The sequence below is a fragment of the Arthrobacter sp. AFG7.2 genome, assembly GCF_002892835.1.
In the GTDB taxonomy this organism is placed as follows: Bacteria; Actinomycetota; Actinomycetes; order Actinomycetales; family Micrococcaceae; genus Arthrobacter.
The window spans coordinates 606,420-626,164 of record NZ_PJMB01000001.1; the positions used below are offsets into that span (position 1 = coordinate 606,420).

Genomic DNA, 19,745 nt, shown 5'->3' on the forward strand with positions numbered 1-19,745 from the left:
TCCTCCTTACTCACTAAGGGAACGGCTGTCTACGGAACAGGGTTCCGCGCGTCGTAATTCCGGAACCCCGGCTGCAGCTTGGCCGCGGCCCACGCGCCGGCGATGCAGAGGAAGCCGCCGATCAGGAGGACCCAGCCCTCCGCAACGAGCCTTGTTGCCCCGCCCGCCAATAGATCTCCAATCCTGGGACCTCCCGCCACCACCACAATGAACACGCCCTGCAGCCGCCCGCGGAGGTGGTCCGGTGTGGCGGCCTGGAGGATGGTGTTGCGGAAGACGCTGCTGATGGAATCGGCGATGCCGGCCAAGGCGCAGCATAGTGCCGCCGGGAGCAGCCACGCTGTCACCGCACCGTCCGGGGCGCGTCCGGCCAGCAGCACCACCAGCCCGAAGCCCGCAATCGACGCACCCCACCCCATCACCGAGAAGACCACGGCACTCCCCTGCCAGCGGACGCTGCCCAGCGGGCCGGAGAACAGGCCGGCCAGGAAGGCGCCAACGGCCGTGGACGCCAGCAGGACGCCCACAGTGGCCTCTCCGCCGCCAATCATCACGGCGCCAATGGCCGGCATCAGCGCCCGGGGCTGGGCCAGGATCATGGCAATCAGGTCGATAATGAAGGTCATCCTGAGGTTGGGCCGGGTGCCCAGGAAACGGAAGCCTTCGACGACGGACCGGAGTCCGGGCCTGCGAGGAGTTCCGGACGGCGGCAGTGGAGGCAGCCGGTAAACCGCCCACAGCACGAAGGCGAAGCTGATGAAATCGAGGGTGTAGGTCCAGGCGAAACCTACCCAGGCGACGAGCACGCCGGCCAGCAGTGGCCCTGCCGTCATGGCAAGTCCGAAGGACATCATGCTGAGTGCGTTGGCGGCAGGCAGCAGTTCCTTGCGGACAAGCATGGGAAGGATCGCGCTGCGTGCCGGCTGGTTGATGGCCTGCGCCCCGCTCTGCGCCGCCACCAGCAGATACAGGACCCAGACGTTGCCCAGCTGCAGCCAGGACTGCAGGGCAATCACGCCGGTGGTCAGCCACAGGACAGTGGTGGCGAGCAGCGCGACCCGGCGCCTGTCGTGCGAATCAGCGATGGAACCACCCAGCAGCCCGCCGATCACCAGCGGTACCAGGGCGAAGACCGCCAACAGCCCCACGTAGAAGCTGTCCTGGGTCAGGCGGTAGATCTCCAGGCTTACTGCCACCAGGGTCAGCTGGCTGCCGACGGCGGACACGGCCGAGCCCAGCCACAGCCTGCGGAACGCCGGGCTTTCCCGGAGCGGCGTGATGTCAGCGAGCAGTTTCCCCACCCTGCAACCCTAGTGGTAGCTGTGTGACTGTTGTTTTTGCAGAGGTTAGCCGCGCCTTATTGTGAGATGTTCATAATAAGTGCTTCAATGGTGTCATGACGGAACACTTCGACGGCCACGAAGCATGGGCTGCCGCCCTGCGCGCCCACGGCCGCAGGGTGACCAAGCAGCGGCTGGCGGTGCTGGCCGCCGTCGAACGCCACCCGCATTCCCCTGCCGAAAGCATCCTCAGTGCCGCACGTGCGGAACTCCCCGAGCTGACGGCCCAGTCGGTGTACGTGGTATTGGGCGACCTGACGGACCTGCACATGCTCCGCAGGTTTGAGCCCCCGCACTCCCCCGCCCTGTACGAGACGAGGGTGGGAGACAACCACCACCACGCCATCTGCATCAGCTGCGGCCGCGTCGAGGACGTTGACTGCGCAGTGGGCCACGCCCCCTGCCTCACGCCCCACTGGGACGAAAATGCCAAGCCGATGACCATCCAGATCGCCGACGTCATGTACCAGGGCATCTGCCAGGACTGCCAGCAGTCCCAACAACTTCCTTCCAATCGTCCCTCACAAGAAATAGAGAAATAGGAGAACAATGACTGCCATTTCAACAACCCAGTCAGGTGCCCCCGTTACGTCCGACGCGCACTCACAGTCCGTCGGTGCCGACGGTGCCATCATCCTGACTGACCACTACCTGGTGGAAAAGCTCGCCCAGTTCAACCGCGAGCGGGTGCCGGAGCGCGTAGTGCACGCCAAGGGCGGCGGCGCGTTCGGTACGTTCAAGACCACCGAAGACGTGTCCAGGTACACCAAGGCAGCCTTCCTCCAGCCCGGCGTCGAAACCGAGATGCTGATCCGCTTCTCCTCTGTGGCCGGCGAAAGCGGCTCTCCGGACACCTGGCGCGATCCCCGCGGCTTTGCCGTGAAGTTCTACACCTCCGAGGGCAACTACGACCTCGTCGGCAACAACACCCCCGTCTTCTTCATCCGGGACGGCATCAAGTTCCCGGACTTCATTCACTCGCAGAAGCGCCTCCCGGGCACCCACCTGCGTGATGCCGACATGCAGTGGGACTTCTGGACCCTGTCCCCCGAATCCGCGCACCAGGTCACCTGGCTGATGGGCGACCGCGGCCTGCCCGCCTCCTGGCGTGAAATGCAGGGCTACGGCTCGCACACCTACCAGTGGATCAATGCCGAGGGCGAGCGCTTCTGGGTGAAGTACCACTTCAAGTCCAACCAGGGCGTCAACTCCATGAGCGGCGAACAGGCCGAGCAGCTTGCAGGCTCGGATGCGGACTTCTACATCCGCGACCTGTCAGAGAACATCGAAGCGGGCAACTTCCCGTCCTGGGACCTGCACGTGCAGGTTATGCCGTACGAGGACGCAAAGACCTACCGCTTCAACCCGTTCGACCTGACCAAGGTGTGGCCGCACAGCGACTACCCGCTGATCAAGGTGGGCACCATGGAGCTGAACCGGAACCCGGAGAACTACTTCGCGCAGATCGAACAGGCCACCTTTGCGCCGTCGAACTTCGTGCCGGGCATTGCCGCTTCCCCGGACAAGATGCTGCAGGCCCGCATCTTCTCCTACGCGGACGCACACCGCTACCGTGTAGGCACCAACCACGCGCAGATCCCGGTGAACCAGCCCAAGAACCAGGTCAACAACTACAGCCAGGACGGCGCCGGGCGTTACCACTTCAACGCGCCCTCCGTGCCGGTGTACGCCCCCAACTCGGTGGGCGGCCCGGCTGCGGTTGAGCCGCAGAACCCGGCCGGCGGCTGGGAGAACGACGGCGGGCTGACCCTTGCCGCGCATTCCCTCCATGCCGAGGACAGCGACTTCATCCAGGCCGGGACGCTCTACCGCGAGGTTTACGACGAAGCCGCCAAGGCCCGCTTCCTCGAGACCATCACGGGTGCCGTGGGCGGCGTCAAGAGCCCCGGCATCAAGGAGCGCGCCATCCAGTACTGGACCAACGTTGACGCCGAACTCGGCGCGAAGCTCCGCGCGAACCTCGGCGCCGTAGCTGTTGCGTCGGCCCCGGCCTCCGACGCAGAGGCTGCCAACAAGATCGGCTGATCCAGCCCGCTGCTGGCCTTCAGGGCTTGGCGACCACCCCGTCACGGATTCCGTGGCGGGGTGGTCGCTTTTCCACATAGGGATGGTTTGCACATAGCGGGTCCGTGCCCTGTCCTCCGCTGGAGGGCGTCCCTAGGATCGCAGCATGACTACTTTCCAGGGCATCACGGCGGGCGCTTTTGAGTTCTATGAGGAGCTCCAGGACAACAACAACCGGGAGTGGTGGCAGGAGCACCGGGACAGGTACCAGTCTCTGGTCAAGGCACCGCTCGCGTCCCTGCTCGCAGAGCTGGAGCCAAGGTTCGGGCCCGGCAAGCTCTTCCGTCCCAACAGGGACATCAGGTTCTCCGAGGACAAGTCTCCGTACAAGACAGCCCAAGGTGCGGTAGCGGCCGTCCAGGAGGGCGTGGGCTACTATCTGCAGATCAGTGCCGATGGCCTGCTGGTGGGCGGAGGCTACCACTCCCACACCCCTGCGCAGCTGGCCCGATACCGCAACTCGGTGGACGCCTCCGGCACAGGTGAGGCACTCCGCCAGATCGTGGAGGCTGTTGCCGCGGCCGGCTTTGCCGTGGAGGGAGAGAAGCTGAAGACTGTGCCTCGGGGGTACGCGCGCGAGCATCCACGGGCCGAACTCCTCAAGCACAAGTCCCTTTCCGCCAGCATCACCCTGGGCCGGCCGGACTGGCTGTCCACCCCCGCCGCTGTCCAGGACATCGCCGGGCTGTGGGAGGACCTGCGTCCGTTAGTGGACTGGGTCAGCCGGCATGCTGCCCCTTGAGCTGTGTTTCCTCCCCCGATGAGGCCGCAGCCGGCCGGTGCCCCTTCTTTGCCAGCTGGATCTGCTCATAGACGTGATGCCGCAGCTCGGTGAAGCGCGGCAGGGAACGCGTGTTCAGCTGGTCGCGGTCCTCCGGGAGGTCGATCCGGATATCCTCCTGGATCACCGTCGGAGAGCTTGACAGGATGATGACCCGCTCGCCTAGGTACACGGATTCGTCAATGTCGTGGGTTACGAAGAGTATTGTCACGCCGAGCTTTTTCCAGACGACCCGGATCAGGTCCTCCAGGTCAGCCCTCGTCTGGGCATCCACCGCGGCAAAAGGCTCGTCCATCAGCAGGACCTCGGGCTGGTACGCAATGGCCCGCGCTATCGCCACGCGCTGCTGCATCCCGCCGGAGAGCTGCCATGGATAGGACCGGGGCACGTTGGAGAGGCCAACGGCTTCGAGGGCGCCGTCCACCAGCCGGTCGCGTTCAGCCTTGGGGACACCTTGGTTCTTCAGCGGCAGCTCCACGTTGTCGCGGACCCGCATCCAGGGGAACAGCGAGCGCCCGTACTCCTGGAATACCACCGCCATTTTCTTGGGCGGACCGGTGACGGGTTTGCCGTCCAGCAGCACCTCGCCTTCGGTAGGCGCCATGAGCCCTGAGATGCACTTGAGCAGCGTGGTCTTACCGGACCCGGAGGGGCCTACCAGGCAGGCCAGCTCCCCCGAACGCAAATCGAAGGTGAGGTTCCGGACCGCCTCCACGTCGCCGCCGTCGGTCTGGTAGACCTTTTTCAGCCCGCGGACGGAAAGTGTGGCCTCGGTGTTCCCCTGAATCGGATCAGGCTGCATTTTCTACCTCTTTCTGGCCGTGGTACCAGCGCAGGATGTTCCGTTCGGCCCACTGGAAGATGAAGGACATGGCCACACCCAGGAGGCCAAGGACCACGATGCCGGACCACATCTCAGGAATGGCGAAGGACCGCTGGAACTGGACGATCGTGAAGCCCAGCCCGGAGGACGAGGCAAACATTTCGGAGATCACCATGAGGATTAGCCCGAGGGACAGGGACTGGCGGACGCCGGCCATGATCTGCGGGCTTGCCGATGGCAGCACCAGATACCTGATGCGCGCCCGCCCGCTGATCCCGTAGGTGTGGGCGGAGTCCGAGAGGACCGGATCCACTGCCCGGACACCTTCGATGGTGTTCAGCAGCACCGGCCATACGCAGCCCGAGATGATGACCATGACCTTCATGGAGTCGGTGATGCCCATAAGCAGCATCAGCACCGGCACCAGCACCGGTGGCGGAATGGCCCGAAAAAACTCCAGCGTCGGTTCCAGGAGCGCCCGCAGCCATCGGATGGATCCGATCAGGATTCCGCCCACAACGCCGATGAGGATGGCCACTGAAACGCCCACCACCAGCCGTGCCAGGCTGGGCAGGACATCCGAAAAGAAGCGGTCGCCAAACCAGACCTCACCGAAGGTCTCCACGAGGTCGGCAGGCTTGGGGACAAAGAAGTTCACGGCACCCAGGGTGGAGGACCACCACACCAGAACCAGCAGCACAGGCAGGCCCAGTATGTAGCCGGCATTCCGTAAGTGCTTCATACAATCACTTCCGAGCGGATGGATGAATGCCAGCCCAGAATCCGCTTTTCGATCCGGCGCATCAGCATGTTGATCAGGACACCGATCAGGCCGGTGGCCAGCACCAGCGCGTACATGCCGGAGATGGCGCCCCCGGACTGGGCAAGCGCGATTTCCCTGCCCAAGCCAGGGGATCCGATCACGAGTTCCGCGGTGATGGCCAGCACCAGGGCCACAGCGGCGGCGAGCCTGACCCCGGTCATCAGGTAGGGCAGGGCGGTGGGAAATACGACGTACCGGATGCGGGCCATGGTGCCGAGTCCGTACGATTTCGCCGTGTTGTTGGCGAGCATGTCCACGTCGGCCACCCCGTACAGGACCTGGATGAGGACCTGCCAGAAGGATGCGTACACGATCAGCAGCAGGGATGACTCGATCTTCACGCCGAAGAGCAGCACGGCCAGCGGAATGAGTGCCACCGACGGAATCGGACGCAGGAACTCGACCGTGGAGTTCGTGGCCTTCCGCAGGAAGTCGCTGGAACCGATGATGAAGCCGAGCAGGACGGCGGCCGCAACAGCCATCAGAAGGCCGAGGAACCACGCCTTCATGGTCTCCGCCACCGCAATCCAGAAAGCAGTCAGCCCGAAGTCCACAACCAGTGCGGCAATGACTTCACTCGCCGGCGGGAGGAACCGTTCATCGATTAGGCCCAGCCGGGGAATGAGTTCCCAGGTTGCCAGGAATCCAATGATCCCCAGCACCCCGAGCAATTGATTGGCTGCCCCCTTGCCGGCCTTCCGGCGGGGCCGCTCGGCACGAGGAGCGGCCCCGCCGGTGGCCAGGGTTGCTGAACTCACGGCAGGAGGTCGTCAGCACTCGGAGCTTTGGTCAGCGTGCCGTACTTGGCTGCGGCGTCACCAAGGGTCTTGAACGCGTCCTCATTGAATTCAACCCGGTAGCGCGGGAGGATCATTTTGGCGCGGGTTGGCTCATCGATCTTGGTGTACGTGCCCACGATTTCACGGACTTCGTCCGGGTGCTCCTGGGCGTATTCGAGCGACTTGTTCATGGCGCGGGTGAACTTGTCCGTCAGCTCCGCTTTGCCGCTGATGGTGTCACCCTTGGTGAAGTAGCCGGCGATATCCAGCTCCGGACTCATCTCCACGAAGTTCGAGGAAATCACCGTTCCGCCCTCATCCACGGCCTTGGACAGGAATGGCTCCAGGATCCATGCGGCATCCACCTGCTTATTGGCCAAAGCCGCCGGGGCGTCCGGGAAGGCAACTTCAACGAACTTCACGCCGCTGGGATCGCCGCCGTCCTTTTCGATAACGGACTTGATGGTTGTGTCGCCGATATTGGAGAGGTTGTTAACCGAGACAGTCTTCCCGGCAAGGTCCTTCGCCGACTGGATCTCAGACCCGGCCGGGACCACCACCCCGCCGATGTCCTTGCCCTCTTCGCCGGTGGTGGAGGCGCCATTGGCCACGAACTTCAAGTCAAGCCCCTTGTCCTTGGCGACCATGACCGAGATCAGGTTGGAGAAAGCGAAATCGAAACTGCCACTGACCACGCCGGGAACGATTGCCGCGCCGCCGGTGGCCGTCTGGATGTCGAGTTCGAGGCCTTCATCCTTGAAGAAGCCCTGTTTGTCCCCCAGATAGATGGGCGCACAGTCCACGATGGGGATGACGCCCACACTGACCCGGGTCATCCCCTCTCCGCCGCCGCCGGTGGCGGGGGCAGTGTCGCCACCCGTGGAACTGGGCGAACCGCTTCCGCAGGCCGCCAGCCCGAGGACCGAGGCCGCCGTGAGAAGGGAAATAAGATGACGTTTCATGTTCACTCCTTCGTGCCCATGACCGGGGACGCCTGCGTCCCCAAGCCTTAGTGTTCGTCATTCGAACAAAAGTTCGACCAATTTGATTCAACCATGGTACGGCGGTCAAGCACACCCATGTACGGCTCATTGTTACAGCTCTGAGACGACGGCGTAAGGGACGGGCGGACCGCCTCCGGGGCAAGGGCCCGAACGTGCCGTGCTGTTACCAGCTCAGGCCGGCTAGCCGTTTGCCGCCAGCCGGGTCTCGAGGTTGTTGAAGAACACCGTCAGCATCAGCTCGAACGCTTTCGTGGCAGCCTCGGGCTCATTCATCACCACAAAGTCGAACTGGAGCCCGTAGAAGGTGGAGGTGAAGAGCCGTGCATCAGTATCGGCGAATTCCTCCGAAATGCCCTGGACCATCAGCCAGTCGCGGGTCTTGTGGTGGAGCATTCGGAAGTGGTCCTGCGAGGTTCCCCTCGGCTCGGCGGCAACAATGTCCTGCGCCGTCGCTTCAAATTCGAGCCGGGTAAGGTGCCGGTTCCTTTGGGCCATGGTCCACTGCCAGGAGTCCAACAGGAACTCCCGCCATGCGGCGCGGTCGATGTCCCGGACGTCGGTGTTGCGCATTTGGTCCAGCCGCGACTCAATCGACACGACGATGTCATTGATCAGCTGGTCCCGGCTCCCGAAGTGGTACACCAGCACGTAGGCGCTCATTCCCAGGCCATCAGCCAGGCTGCGGAAAGTGAGTTCGGCCAGAGTCTTGTCCATCAGGTAGTCGAGGATGGCGCCCAGCAGCTCGGCTTTTCGTTCGGGTCGTGTAGGGCGTGCCATGAATCCAATCCTACGAGGCAGCCTGCTGCAGGAGACGGACACAAGAATGCCCGCCCGGGAAGACCCGGGCGGGCATTCTATGGTGGCGTCAGGCGCGGGTGAACTCGTCCTCGTCATCGCGCACTGTGTGGCCGGCCGGTCCGTTGACCGCCGTACTGGCATCCGCGAACCGCTCGTTAAGGCGGGAGTGGCGCTGTCCGTAGGCAAAGTAGATTGCCAGTCCGACAGCCAGCCAGATCGCAAAGAAGATCCACGTCTCCACTGCCAGGTTGGTCATCAGATAGAGGCACAGCAGCGCGGAAACGATCGGCAGGACCTTGCCGAACGGGACCCGGAAGGCGGGTTTCAGGTCGGGGCGCTTCCTGCGGAGCACCAGGATGCCGAGGCTCACCACCACGAACGCGGACAGCGTTCCGATATTGATCATTTCCTCGAGCAGGTCCACGTTGGTCAGGCCTGCCACCAGTGCGACGGCGGCGCCGCAGATGATCTGGAGGCGCACCGGCGTCGAACGCTTCTCGCTGGTCCTGGACAGCGCTCGGGGCAGGAGTCCGTCACGGCTCATGGCGAGCACCACGCGGGACAGGCCCATGAGGAGCACCATGATCACGGTGGTGAGGCCTACCAGTGAGCCGAAGGCAATGATCTTTGCAGCCGAGGTATCACCCACAGCTTCGAAGGCCGTGGTGAGGGTGGGGTTCTCAGCCTCAGCCAGCCGGGTGTAGGACACCATGCCGGTCAGGGCCAGGGAGACGAGGATGTAGAGCAGGGTCACCAGGGCAAGGCCGCCGAAGATGCCGCGCGGCAGGGTCTTCTGCGGGTTCTTCACTTCCTCTGCGGAGGTGGCCACCACGTCGAAGCCAATGAACGCAAAGAACACGAGGGCAGCACCGGCGAAGATGCCAAGGGTGCCGTACTGCGCCGGCGCGGCTCCGGTGAGGAAGCCGAAGAACGACTGCTTCAGGACGTCGGCGGCGCCGGTGCCGCCGGTGGGCTCAGCGGCGGGAATGAACGGGGCGTAGTTTTCGAACTTCACATAAGTGAAGCCCACCACGATGACAAAAAGGACGACTCCGATCTTGATCAGGGTGAAGATGTTGCCCACGCGGGCGGACAGCTTCGTGCCAAGGACCAGCAGCACCGTGAAGACGGCGACGATCAGGAAGGCACCCCAGTAGAGGTCGACCCCGCCCAGGGAGACCGCCGGCGGGATGTCAGCACCCATGAGGGCAAACACCTTGCTGAGGTAGATGCCCCAGTACTTGGCGATCACGGCTGCCGCCGTGAAAAGTTCCAGGATCAGGTTCCAGCCGATGATCCAGGCGAGGAGTTCGCCCATGGTGGCGTAGGTGAAGACGTAGGCGGAGCCGGCCACGGGGATGGCGGTGGCAAACTCGGCGTAACACATGATGGCCAGCGCGCAGGTGACCGCGGCAACGGCGAAGGACAGGGTCACGGCCGGGCCTGAGAAGTTGGCGGCTGCCTTGGCGCCAACTGAGAAGATACCGGCGCCGACAGCCACGGCGACACCCATGATCATCAGGTCCCAGGTGCTGAGCGAGCGCTTTAGCTTGCGTCCGGGCTCATCGGCGTCGGCGATCGACTGCTCGATGGATTTGGTCCGGAGAAGGTTCATAGGGGAATCACAATCCTGGTTTCGGATGGAAACAGACCTGTCAACGCTACGGTCCATCCACTGGACGGTCCGAATTGTTCCGAATGGTGAGACGGCCGAAGGCCAAACTTTATTCCGCAAAACGCGCGTGGGGCCCTCCAGATGGAGGACCCCACGTGCTGCTGTACCGAATTCCCTAAACCGGCCAATCCATCAGGGTGGACCGGATCAGGAACCGCTTGCCCTCCGGTGCTTCGACCGAAAAGCCGCTCCCCCGGCCGGGCACCACGTCCACGGTGAGGTGGGTATGGCTCCAGTAATTGAACTGTTCCCGGGACATCCAAAACTCCAGCACCTGGGGCTCGATATTCTCGGAGAGGTCAAACAGGCCAAGCAGGATGTCGGCGTCAGCGGTGATGAAGTCGCCCGCCGGATAGCACATGGGTGAGGATCCATCGCAGCAGCCGCCGGACTGGTGAAACATCAGCGGCCCGTGCTGGAGCCACAGCTTCTGCAGCAGTTGCACGGCCGCCGGGGTGAGCGCCACCCGGGAGAATTCTTCCCCGGGCAGCGTCACTGCGGCGTCCAGCCTGTCCAGTCGCATCAGAACCTCAGGACCACGCGGCCGTCGATCTTGGCGTGCTTCATCTCGTCCAGGACCGCGTTGATGTCGCCGAGCTCGCGCACCGACACGGTGGGGTGGATCTTGCCCTGGGCATAGAAGTCGAGGGCTTCCTCCATGTCCTGCCGGGTGCCCACGATGGAGCCGCGGACTGTCAGGCCCTTTAGCACAATCTCAAAGATCGGCGCGGGGAAGTCGCCCGGCGGCAGGCCGTTGAACACGATCGTCCCGCCCCGGCGCGCCATGCCAATCGCCTGACCGAAGGCCGAAGGATGCACAGCCGTGACCAGGACGCCGTGGCAGCCTCCGGTTTCACGCTGGATGACCTCCACCGGGTCCTCGTGCAGGGCATTGACCGTCAGTTCGGCACCGTGCGCCCTGGCCAGGGCCAGCTTGTCATCGGCGATATCAACAGCTGCAACACGCAGGCCCATCGCTACCGCATACTGCACGGCGATGTGCCCCAGGCCGCCGATGCCGGAGATGGTGACCCACTGGCCGGGCTTGGCCTCCGTCATCTTCAGGCCCTTGTAGACGGTGACGCCGGCGCAGAGCACCGGGGCCACCTCGACGGGGTCGGACCCTGCCGGTATGCGGGCTGCGAACCGTGAGTCCACCAGCATGTACTCGCCGAACGAGCCGTCCACGCTGTAGCCGGCGTTCTTCTGCACTTCGCACAGTGTCTCCCAGCCGGTGCGGCAGTACTGGCAGTCGCCGCAGGCAGACCAGAGCCAGGCGTTGCCCACCAGGTCACCGACGGCCAGGTCGGTGACGCCCTCACCGAGGGCCACCACTTCCCCCACGCCCTCGTGGCCGGGAATGAAGGGCGGTGAGGGCTTGACGGGCCAGTCACCTTCTGCTGCGTGGAGGTCGGTGTGGCAGACTCCGGTGGTCAGGACCTTGACCAGGGCCTGGCCGGGGCCAGGCGTGGGGATCTCAAGGTCCTGGACCTGGAGATCCTTGCCGAATTCGGTAACTACTGCTGCTTGCATTCTCGTCGTCATTGGCGAAATCCTTGCGTGAGTGGGTGGATGAACGGCTTAGAAAAAGCCGAGCTTGTTTTCGTTGTAGCTGACCAGCAGGTTCTTGGTCTGCTGGTAGTGGTCCAGCATCATGGCGTGGTTCTCACGCCCGATGCCTGAGGACTTGTAGCCGCCGAACGCGGCGCCTGCCGGGTAGGCGTGGTAGTTGTTGACCCAGACCCGGCCGGCCTGGATTTCCCGGCCCGCCCGGTAGGCGATGTTGCCGTTGCGTGACCAGACGCCTGCACCGAGGCCGTACAGGGTGTCGTTGGCAAGGCCCATGGCATCGTTGTAGTCGCTGAACTTCGTCACGGCCACCACCGGGCCGAAGATTTCCTCCTGGAAGATCCGCATCTTGTTGTGGCCCTCAAAGACCGTGGGCTGGACGTAGAAACCACCGGCCAGGTCGCCGGGCAGTTCGGCGCGGGCGCCGCCGGTCAGGACCTTGGCGCCTTCCTGCTTTCCGATGTCGATGTAGGAGAGGATCTTCTCGAGCTGGTCGTTGGACGCCTGCGCGCCCACCTGGGTCTCGGTGTCCAGCGGGTTGCCCTGCACCATCTTCTCAACCCTGGCCACGGCGTCAGCCATGAAGGACTCGTAGATGTCCTCCTGGACCAGGGCGCGGGACGGGCAGGTGCAGACCTCGCCCTGGTTGAAGGCGAACAGCGCGAAGCCTTCCTGTGCCTTGTCGTAGAAGGCGTCGTCCTCCTGGGCAACGTCGTTGAAGAAGATGTTGGGGCTCTTGCCGCCGAGCTCAAGGGTGACGGGGATGAGGTTCTGGCTGGCGTACTGGCTGATCAGCCGGCCGGTGGTGGTCTCGCCCGTGAATGCGATCTTGCGGATCCGGGGGCTGGACGCGAGCGGCTTTCCGGCTTCGACGCCGAAGCCGTTGACCACGTTCAGGACGCCGGCGGGCAGCAGGTCGCCGATGAGCTCCATCAGGACCAGGATGGACGACGGCGTCTGCTCGGCGGGCTTGAGCACCACGGCGTTGCCGGCGGCGAGTGCGGGAGCGAGCTTCCAGACCGCCATCAGGATGGGGAAGTTCCAAGGGATGATCTGGCCGACGACGCCGAGCGGCTCGTGGTAGTGGTAGGCGGTGGTGTCGTCGTCGAGCTGGGAGAGCCGGCCTTCCTGGGCGCGGACGGCGGAAGCGAAGTAGCGGAAATGGTCCGCCGCCAGGGGCATGTCGGCGTTGAGGGTTTCCCGGATGGGCTTGCCGTTGTCCCAGGACTCGGCGACGGCCAGCATTTCCAGGTTCTCGTCGATCCGGTCAGCGATCTTGTTCAGGATCGCTGCACGCTCGGCGACGGAGGTCTTGCCCCAGGACGGCGCAACCTTATGTGCGGCGTCGAGCGCCAGCTCAATGTCCTCCGCCGTCCCGCGGGCCACCTCACAGAAGGCCTTGCCCGTGACGGGGGTCACGTTTTCGAAGTACTGGCCCTTGACGGGGGCCACCCACTCGCCGCCGATCCAGTTCTCGTAACGGTCCTTGAAAGTGACCTTCGAACCCTCGGTACCGGGCTGGGCGTAAACAGTCATTGCAGGCTCCTTTGCTGTGCATGAGGCGGGGGCCGGGTCATGGCGTCCGCCGTTGCACTCAGCGTAGGAGCGGGAAGGTTGCAACCAGGTTGCGCCCCACCTGCCCCCTAACCTCGCAAGCTCGGCCAGGGAACCCTGCAGGCGTGGGCCCCCCTCGCAACCCCAAATACAACTCAGGCGTGCAGTTCGGCTTCCAACCGCTCAAGGTCGGCGACGACGGCGGCACGCTTGGGCGAGCGGGCAGGCAGCAGTTTCAGGGCGGCACGCCGGACCGCGACGTCGTCCCTCGCCTCCGGCAATTCCGCATACTTGAGCAGGGTCTCGGCGCTGCCGTCGGTAAGGAGAGCCTCCCGCATCAGGGACGAGACCCTGTCCCGAAGGTCGACGATGCCGGGCGCCTCGGACTTGGGCAGCAGGGCACCGCGGTAAATTTCCAGCGCGATCCTGTGTGCGCCGCGCTGAAGGCAGTTCAGGACCTGGCCGCTGTCCGGAACAAGGTCCATGGTGAGCTTGTACGGCCGGGACTCCGGTACGGCGGCCGGATTAAGCTGCTGCAGGACCTTGCGCAGCCTGACCATTTCGGCGCGGAGGGTCATGCTGGAGCCGTCGCCCGGGTACAGGAGGACGCTGAGTTCCTCGGCGCTCAGTCCGTCCGGGTGCGCGCTGAGCAGAGCGAGGATTTCGCTGTGCCGGGCGGACAGCACCGCGGTTTTGCCTTCGATGCTGAGCACTGCCTGGTCGCGGCCCAGCAGCTGGAGGCTGTTGCGGTACAGGCTGCCTTCCTTCGCCCCCGCCCCCGGCGACCGGGAAGCACTGCCCGGGCTCCGTCGTCGTGCGGGCCCGCCGGCCAGCGTGGCCGCCAACTGGAGCCGCTCCACGCGCAGCTGCGCCTGCGCGGCGGCCACGGTGGCCTCGACGAGGGACAACGTGTGGGGCGCCACCGCCGTGGCCGTACCGGTGATGTCCACAACGCCAAGGACGGCGCCGGAATCGGGATCATGGAAGGGCACCGCGGTGCAGCTCCACGGGTGTACCGTCCGCTGATAGTGCTCGGCACCGGAAATTTGGATTCCGCGGCCCAGGGCAAGGGCAGTGCCGGGAGCGCTGGTGCCAACTGTCGCTTCGGACCAGTCGGCACCGGGGACGAACATCATGCCCTCGGCCCGGCGCTGCAGCGCGGGGTCCCCATCAACCCACAGCAGCCTGCCCACTTCGTCGCCCACCGCCACCAGCAGGCCGCTGTCGTGGCTGGGCTGTACCAGGAGTTTGTTGATCACCGGCATGATGGCGGCCAAGGGGTGCTGCCGGCGATAGTCGTCCAGTTCGTCCTGGTCCATAACGAGCGGCGCCGCCGGGTTGTCCGGGTTCGCCTTAAAGCCCGCCGACCGCTGCCAGGATTCGCGGATCAGCGCCCGCAGGCCGGGCAGCTCCGGCGCACCGGCAAACATGCCGCCGTCGAGCTGCTCATGCGCAGCCAGCGCGCGGAGCTGCAGCGACGCGCCGGCGCCGGGCGGGGTCAGGTTCGTCATCGAACTCCTGGTTGCTGCAATCCGTCTGCAAGGTGGCGTGGCCGCTCACTGCCGGCCATGGGGTGGACGCCATTGTAGCGCGGCCCCGCTCCCCCAACCTACGCTGTGGCGTTTTCCGGCTTTTGCGCAGATGTCAGCCGCGGGAGATCCGGATCATGTCCTCGCGGGGGACCACCTTGATACGTTCGCGGACCACATGGTCCAGGCCCTCGGGTCCCGTCCAGGCGGCACCGAGGTTTGCTTCGTGGGCGTCTAGCCTGTTCCAGCCCTCCCACGTGGTGTACTCGATGCCGCGCTCTTCCAGCAGGTCAATGATGGCCTGGGGGTCGGGATTCTTTGCCGGCGGCAGGGTCAGCCTGTCCTCGAGCAGGAACCCGATGGTTTCCAGGGCGTCGCCCTTGGTATGGCCGATGAGGCCCACCGGTCCGCGCTTGATCCAGCCGGTGGCGTAGATGCCCGGAACCGGGTTGCCTTCGCCGTCCAGGACCCGGCCGCCTTCATTGGGAATGACGCCCCGCTTGGCGTCGTACTCGAGTTCGTCCAGCGCCGAGCCGTGGTAGCCGATGGCCCGGTAAACAGCCTGGACGGGGTACTCGATGTACTCCCCCGTGCCTTTCGCGTTTCCTGTGCCGTCCAGCTGCATGCGCTCAAACGTCATGCCACCCACCTTGCCCGACCCGTCGTCGAGCACTTCAACCGGGTTGTGCAGGAAATGCAGGTGCAGCCGGCGCGATGACGGATTCTCGGACTCGGCGTGCTCCTCCACCAGCCAGTTGGTGAGTGTGTTCACCATGGTCTTGATCTGGTTGTTGCTGCGGATGGCGTCGTCAGAGGCCTCATCGAATTCGAAGTCCTCGGGGTAGAGCACAATGTCCACGTCATTCATGTGGCTCAGTTCGCGCAGTTCCAGCGGCGTGAACTTCACTTGGGCAGGGCCGCGCCGGCCAAACACGTGCACGTCCGTGACCGGTGACGCCTTGAGTCCGGCGTACACGTTGTCCGGGATCTCGGTGCTCAGGAGTTCCTCCGGGTGCTTGACCAGCATGCGGGCCACATCCAGCGCTACGTTGCCGTTGCCGATCACCGCAATTTCCCTGGCATCCAGCGGCCACTCGCGCGGTACATCCGGATGGCCGTCGTACCACGACACGAAGTCCGCGCCGCCGAAGGATTCCTGCAGTCCAATGCCGGGAATGTCCAGGTCCGCGTCCTTGACGGCTCCGGTGGAGAAGATCACCGCGTCGTAGAAGGAGCGGAAATCGTGCAGCGTGAGGTCCCGGCCGTAGGTCACGTTGCCCAGGAAGCGGATGTCGCCGCGGTCCAGGACTTTATGCAGTGCGTTGACAATGCCTTTGATACGGGGATGGTCCGGTGCCACGCCATAGCGGATCAGGCCGTACGGCGCCGGGTAGGCCTCGAACAGATCGATGCTGACCTCGAAGTCGCCGTCCTTGACCCCGCTGGACTTGGTGAGGATGTCCGCAGCGTAGACACCCGCCGGGCCCGCGCCCACAATGGCGACGCGGAGAGGACGGGAGGAGCTGGATTCGCTGGGGTTGGACACCGGGAGCCCTTCTGAACTGATCATCGCCATGATTCGTGAGGTGGCACCGAAAGAGGTAGCGCACAGTCCCCTATTCTAGGCCTCAGCCGCTTTTCGCCAGCGGCACCACGTTGCCTTCACGGTAGAGCAGCGCGCGGAGCTCCGCTTCAGCCGAGTCGGGCCGCTTGGGGTCGATGGTTTCGCCCTCGTGGTAGTGGTCAAGCACGCGCGGGTCGACGTAACTCTTGCGCGCGATGGACGGGGTATTGCCGAGGACCTCGGAAGCGTCCATCATGGCCCGGCTGATGGCCCTCTTCCGTTTGGCAGCGGTTCGCTGCGCGCCGGTGCGGGCCAGGCTTGCGGCGGCCGCCACGGTGCCGTGCAGCGTCCGGAAATCCTTGGCCGTGAAGTCCGAGCCGGTGCGCTCCTTCACGTAAGCGTTGATGTCGGCGCTGGTGACAGGCCGCCAGTGCCGCCCTTCCTTGTAGGCCATGAGCCTGGCATTGGGGCCGCGGCGCTTCAGCAACCGCAGCAGGGCGGCAAGGTCGGCGTCGCGGATTTCCGATTCCCAGTCTTTGCCGCTCTTGGCCGGAAACCGCAGATGGATCCGGTCCTTGCGCACCTGGACATGGGCACACAGCAGGGTGGCGAGCCCGTGGCTGCCGTTTTCGTTGGTGTACCGCTCGGACCCCACCCGAAGGGAGCCGCTGTCCAGCATTCTGAAAGCCCCCGCGAGGACGCGCTCGCGGGTGAATCCTTCACTGCGCAGGTCCATGGTCACGCGCCGCCGGGCGGCCGGAAGCGATTCGGCCAGCTGGAGGGCACGGTCGAATTTCAGCCGGTCCTTCCGCTCCCGCCATTCCGGGTGATAAATGTACTGCCGCCGCCCCACGGCATCCACCCCTGTGGCCTGGATGTGCCCGTTTTCAAAAGGGGCAATCCAGACGTCGGTCCAGGCCGGCGGAATGCCGATGCCTTCCAGCCGCTCCCGGACAGGGCCGGACGGCAGTGTTGATCCGTCGAGGTCGCGGTAACTGAAGCCCTTGCCCGCGGCCACGCGGCGGTAACCGCGGCCCGACGCGTTACTCCGCCGGAGCCTCATGGAGCGGCACCCGGCCTCATGGCGAACATCATAAAAGCAAGCCTACTGACTATTTCCCGGATTGCATGCCCGGCCTGCTGGAATACCTGCCTCCGGGGTGGTGTTATGGGTTCGTGCCCACACCCGACGGATCTTCCCCCCTGAGTGCCCCGGCTCCTGCCGCTGCCCCCGGTCCTTCCCGGACAGCCGGCCCCAAGGCCGTCGATAAAGAGACGACGGCGGGAATCCTCTTTGGCATTGGTGCGTACGGGCTGTGGGGGCTGCTCCCGCTGTACTTCTTCGTGCTTATGCCTGCCGGCGCCGTCGAAATCGTGGCCAACCGGGTGGTGTGGTCGCTGCTGTTTTGCGCGCTCCTCATCACCGTTACCCGCGCCTGGTCCGCCTTGGCACAGGCACTGCGCAACCGGGCGGTGTTTGGCTCCCTTGCCCTCGCTGCCGCCCTTATCGCCGTCAACTGGCTGACCTACACCTACGGAGTGACCACCGGACAGGCCGTTGAGGCTTCCCTGGGCTACTTCATCAACCCGCTGGTGTCCGTCCTGCTGGGCGTGTTTGTCCTGAAGGAGAAGCTGCGTCCGCTGCAGTGGGCAGCCGTGGGCATCGGCTTTGTTGCGGTGGGAGTACTGACGTATTCCTACGGCAAGCTGCCGTGGATCGCCCTGACCCTGGCCTTCAGCTTCGGCTTCTATGGCTTTGTCAAGAAGCGGGTTGGTCCCAGGGTGGACGCCGTAACGAGCCTCAGCGTGGAAACCATGGTGCTCGCCCCCTTGGCCGCTGCCACCATGATCTTCCTGGCCGTCACCGGAACCGCCACCCTCACCACGCAGGGCCCCGGGCATTTTTGGCTGCTGCTGGCATCCGGGGTGATCACCGCGGTTCCACTGCTGTTCTTCGGGGCTTCCGCGCGCAGGCTTCCCATGACCACCATCGGACTGCTCCAGTACTTTGCACCCCTGTTGCAGTTCATCCTTGCCCTCGTGGTGTTCAAGGAAGCGATGACCCTGGACCGCTGGATCGGTTTCGGAGTAGTGTGGCTGGCCCTGGCCGTCCTCACCGTGGACATGCTGGCGGCGGCGCGCAGGAACTCGGTGGCCAGACGGGGAAAGCGGGGCAGATGACATCTCCTTCCCGGGAAGACACCAGGCGAACCCGTCTCCGCATCCTGGTCGCGGCACTTCTCGCCGTCGCCGTCCTGGCGGCGGCAGTGCTGTTCCTGACGAGGGGCCCTGCACCGCTGCCCGGCACCCCGGAATCTTCCCCGCCCGGCACCGCTGAACCTTCCCGGCCCGGCACCGCTGAACCTTCCCGGCCGGGCACATCGGCACCGGCGGCCGGAACGGACGGCCCCGCGGCGGAAACCTCCAGCTTTTCAGGTTCTTCGGGCGACGTGGCGGATGATGCTGCCATCTGGGTTGATCCGGACAACCCGGGCAACAGCGTGGTGATCGCGGACAACAAGTCGGATACAGGCGGCGGTATTGCCGTTTTCGGGATGGACGGCAAACTGGTCCACTTCCGTCCGGACGGGAAGATCGGCAATGTCGACCTGAGGACGGGGTTCCCGCTGTCCGGAAAGCCGGCCATTCTGGTGGGCGGAAACAACCGGACGGACGACACATTGGCCTTGTGGACCCTGGATCCGGAGACCAGGAACCTTACTCCGGTGACGGCCGGCACCATTGACACGGTTGAGCCCAACTACGGCTTTTGCATGTATCACAGCAATGCCACCGGCAAGTTCTACGCGTTTGTCACCCCGAACGAGGAAGGGTCCGTGCAACAGTTCGAGCTGGTGGACGACGGCACCGGAAAGGTGGAGGCCGACCTCGTCCGGGAACTTCCCATCAGCAGCATCACGGAAAGCTGCGTGGCCGACGACGAGCTGGGACACCTTTACGTCGCGCAGGAGGACGTTGGAGTGTGGAAGTACAACGCTGAACCTGATGGCGGGGCCGAACGGGTCTCCGTGGACGAAGCAGGCGCCGGCCGCCTTGTTGCGGACGTGGAGGGCTTGGGCATCAGCTACGGCCCGGACGGTTCCGGGCACCTGTTCGTTTCCAGCCAGGGCGACTCCACCATAGCCATCTACGACCGGGCCGGTGACAACGCCTTCATCAAGAAACTCAAGGTGGGCGGCAGCGGGAATATCGACGCCGTCACGGGAACCGACGGCCTGGATGTCACCACCCTGAATGCCGGCCCGCAGTTCGAGCAGGGAGTTCTGGTTGTCCACGATGAATCGAACAGCGACGGAACAACGTCGAACCTGAAGTACATTCCGCTCAGCTCGGTTCTGGAGTAGCAAAGCCAGGGGCCCCGGAACGGTTGTTCCGGGGCCCCTGGCTGTGTTTGCGCCGT

At 64.6% G+C, this 19,745-nt stretch carries 18 protein-coding genes; 5 read left to right on the plus strand and 13 right to left on the minus strand.

Going from position 1 to position 19,745, the window contains the following annotated elements:
- Window positions 1–29 precede the first annotated feature (29 nt).
- Window positions 30–1,301: an MFS transporter gene (locus CXX84_RS02900; RefSeq protein WP_102975187.1), complete on the minus strand. Its 1,272-nt coding sequence runs from the start codon at window positions 1,299–1,301 to the stop codon at window positions 30–32.
- A gap of 95 nt (window positions 1,302–1,396) precedes the next feature.
- Between CXX84_RS02900 and CXX84_RS02905 the strand changes: the two genes are divergently transcribed.
- The 3 genes from CXX84_RS02905 (at window position 1,397) to CXX84_RS02915 (ending at window position 4,167) form a co-directional block, all read left to right on the plus strand.
- On the plus strand, window positions 1,397–1,882 hold the full coding sequence (locus tag CXX84_RS02905; protein ID WP_102975188.1) for a Fur family transcriptional regulator: 486 nt from the start codon (window positions 1,397–1,399) through the stop codon (window positions 1,880–1,882).
- A 7-nt stretch (window positions 1,883–1,889) separates the two neighbouring features.
- Window positions 1,890–3,386, plus strand: coding sequence for a catalase (locus CXX84_RS02910; RefSeq protein ID WP_102975189.1), 1,497 nt, complete (start codon window positions 1,890–1,892; stop codon window positions 3,384–3,386).
- Between the two features lie 145 nt (window positions 3,387–3,531).
- Entirely contained in the window at window positions 3,532–4,167 is a 636-nt protein-coding gene (locus CXX84_RS02915; protein ID WP_102975190.1) for a DUF2461 domain-containing protein, read from the plus strand.
- Here the strand turns inward: CXX84_RS02915 and CXX84_RS02920 are convergent.
- From CXX84_RS02920 to CXX84_RS02975, 12 genes are all read right to left on the minus strand, one after another.
- Window positions 4,145–5,008 (minus strand): ABC transporter ATP-binding protein, encoded by an 864-nt coding sequence (locus CXX84_RS02920; protein WP_102975191.1) that lies wholly within the window; start codon window positions 5,006–5,008, stop codon window positions 4,145–4,147. The genes CXX84_RS02915 and CXX84_RS02920 overlap by 23 nt on opposite strands.
- Entirely contained in the window at window positions 4,998–5,771 is a 774-nt protein-coding gene (locus CXX84_RS02925; RefSeq protein ID WP_102975192.1) for an ABC transporter permease, read from the minus strand. The genes CXX84_RS02920 and CXX84_RS02925 overlap by 11 nt, the downstream gene beginning before the upstream one ends.
- Complete coding sequence (locus CXX84_RS02930; protein WP_102975193.1) at window positions 5,768–6,610, minus strand: ABC transporter permease; 843 nt, start codon at window positions 6,608–6,610, stop codon at window positions 5,768–5,770. The genes CXX84_RS02925 and CXX84_RS02930 overlap by 4 nt, the downstream gene beginning before the upstream one ends.
- Window positions 6,607–7,593 carry an ABC transporter substrate-binding protein gene (locus CXX84_RS02935; protein ID WP_102975194.1) on the minus strand — a complete coding sequence of 329 codons (987 nt, stop codon included), beginning with the start codon at window positions 7,591–7,593 and terminating at the stop codon, window positions 6,607–6,609. Before CXX84_RS02935 ends, CXX84_RS02930 begins: the two co-directional genes overlap by 4 nt.
- A 222-nt stretch (window positions 7,594–7,815) precedes the next feature.
- Window positions 7,816–8,412 (minus strand): TetR/AcrR family transcriptional regulator, encoded by a 597-nt coding sequence (locus CXX84_RS02940; protein ID WP_102975195.1) that lies wholly within the window; start codon window positions 8,410–8,412, stop codon window positions 7,816–7,818.
- A gap of 88 nt (window positions 8,413–8,500) precedes the next feature.
- Window positions 8,501–10,048 carry an amino acid permease gene (locus CXX84_RS02945; protein WP_102975196.1) on the minus strand — a complete coding sequence of 516 codons (1,548 nt, stop codon included), beginning with the start codon at window positions 10,046–10,048 and terminating at the stop codon, window positions 8,501–8,503.
- Between the two features lie 175 nt (window positions 10,049–10,223).
- Window positions 10,224–10,631, minus strand: coding sequence for a DUF779 domain-containing protein (locus CXX84_RS02950; RefSeq protein ID WP_102975197.1), 408 nt, complete (start codon window positions 10,629–10,631; stop codon window positions 10,224–10,226).
- On the minus strand, window positions 10,631–11,653 hold the full coding sequence (adhP, locus tag CXX84_RS02955; RefSeq protein ID WP_189337462.1) for an alcohol dehydrogenase AdhP: 1,023 nt from the start codon (window positions 11,651–11,653) through the stop codon (window positions 10,631–10,633). The genes CXX84_RS02950 and adhP overlap by 1 nt, the downstream gene beginning before the upstream one ends.
- A 36-nt stretch (window positions 11,654–11,689) precedes the next feature.
- Window positions 11,690–13,213 carry an aldehyde dehydrogenase family protein gene (locus CXX84_RS02960; RefSeq protein WP_102975199.1) on the minus strand — a complete coding sequence of 508 codons (1,524 nt, stop codon included), beginning with the start codon at window positions 13,211–13,213 and terminating at the stop codon, window positions 11,690–11,692.
- A gap of 173 nt (window positions 13,214–13,386) precedes the next feature.
- On the minus strand, window positions 13,387–14,742 hold the full coding sequence (locus CXX84_RS02965; RefSeq protein WP_102975200.1) for a helix-turn-helix domain-containing protein: 1,356 nt from the start codon (window positions 14,740–14,742) through the stop codon (window positions 13,387–13,389).
- A 133-nt stretch (window positions 14,743–14,875) separates the two neighbouring features.
- Window positions 14,876–16,336: an FAD-dependent oxidoreductase gene (locus CXX84_RS02970; RefSeq protein ID WP_411266184.1), complete on the minus strand. Its 1,461-nt coding sequence runs from the start codon at window positions 16,334–16,336 to the stop codon at window positions 14,876–14,878.
- Window positions 16,337–16,388: 52 nt separating this feature from the next.
- Window positions 16,389–17,387, minus strand: coding sequence for a DNA topoisomerase IB (locus tag CXX84_RS02975; protein ID WP_102975201.1), 999 nt, complete (start codon window positions 17,385–17,387; stop codon window positions 16,389–16,391).
- Window positions 17,388–17,500: 113 nt separating this feature from the next.
- Between CXX84_RS02975 and rarD the strand changes: the two genes are divergently transcribed.
- Entirely contained in the window at window positions 17,501–18,505 is a 1,005-nt protein-coding gene (rarD, locus tag CXX84_RS02980) for an EamA family transporter RarD (protein ID WP_223252926.1), read from the plus strand.
- Entirely contained in the window at window positions 18,502–19,689 is a 1,188-nt protein-coding gene (locus tag CXX84_RS02985; RefSeq protein ID WP_102975203.1) for a phytase, read from the plus strand. The genes rarD and CXX84_RS02985 overlap by 4 nt, the downstream gene beginning before the upstream one ends.
- Window positions 19,690–19,745 lie beyond the last annotated feature (56 nt).

Bases quoted from the DNA above. Each gene is read 5' to 3' on its own strand.
- CXX84_RS02905 (WP_102975188.1), top strand. From the start codon at position 1,397: ATGACGGAACACTTCGACGGCCACGAAGCATGGGCTGCCGCCCTGCGC.
- CXX84_RS02910 (WP_102975189.1), top strand. From the start codon at position 1,890: ATGACTGCCATTTCAACAACCCAGTCAGGTGCCCCCGTTACGTCCGAC.
- CXX84_RS02915 (WP_102975190.1), top strand. From the start codon at position 3,532: ATGACTACTTTCCAGGGCATCACGGCGGGCGCTTTTGAGTTCTATGAG.
- CXX84_RS02920 (WP_102975191.1), bottom strand. From the start codon at position 5,008: ATGCAGCCTGATCCGATTCAGGGGAACACCGAGGCCACACTTTCCGTC.
- CXX84_RS02925 (WP_102975192.1), bottom strand. From the start codon at position 5,771: ATGAAGCACTTACGGAATGCCGGCTACATACTGGGCCTGCCTGTGCTG.
- CXX84_RS02935 (WP_102975194.1), bottom strand. From the start codon at position 7,593: ATGAAACGTCATCTTATTTCCCTTCTCACGGCGGCCTCGGTCCTCGGG.
- CXX84_RS02940 (WP_102975195.1), bottom strand. From the start codon at position 8,412: ATGGCACGCCCTACACGACCCGAACGAAAAGCCGAGCTGCTGGGCGCC.
- CXX84_RS02945 (WP_102975196.1), bottom strand. From the start codon at position 10,048: ATGAACCTTCTCCGGACCAAATCCATCGAGCAGTCGATCGCCGACGCC.
- CXX84_RS02950 (WP_102975197.1), bottom strand. From the start codon at position 10,631: ATGCGACTGGACAGGCTGGACGCCGCAGTGACGCTGCCCGGGGAAGAA.
- adhP (WP_189337462.1), bottom strand. From the start codon at position 11,653: ATGACGACGAGAATGCAAGCAGCAGTAGTTACCGAATTCGGCAAGGAT.
- CXX84_RS02960 (WP_102975199.1), bottom strand. From the start codon at position 13,213: ATGACTGTTTACGCCCAGCCCGGTACCGAGGGTTCGAAGGTCACTTTC.
- CXX84_RS02965 (WP_102975200.1), bottom strand. From the start codon at position 14,742: ATGACGAACCTGACCCCGCCCGGCGCCGGCGCGTCGCTGCAGCTCCGC.
- CXX84_RS02970 (WP_411266184.1), bottom strand. From the start codon at position 16,336: ATGGCGATGATCAGTTCAGAAGGGCTCCCGGTGTCCAACCCCAGCGAA.
- CXX84_RS02975 (WP_102975201.1), bottom strand. From the start codon at position 17,387: ATGAGGCTCCGGCGGAGTAACGCGTCGGGCCGCGGTTACCGCCGCGTG.
- CXX84_RS02985 (WP_102975203.1), top strand. From the start codon at position 18,502: ATGACATCTCCTTCCCGGGAAGACACCAGGCGAACCCGTCTCCGCATC.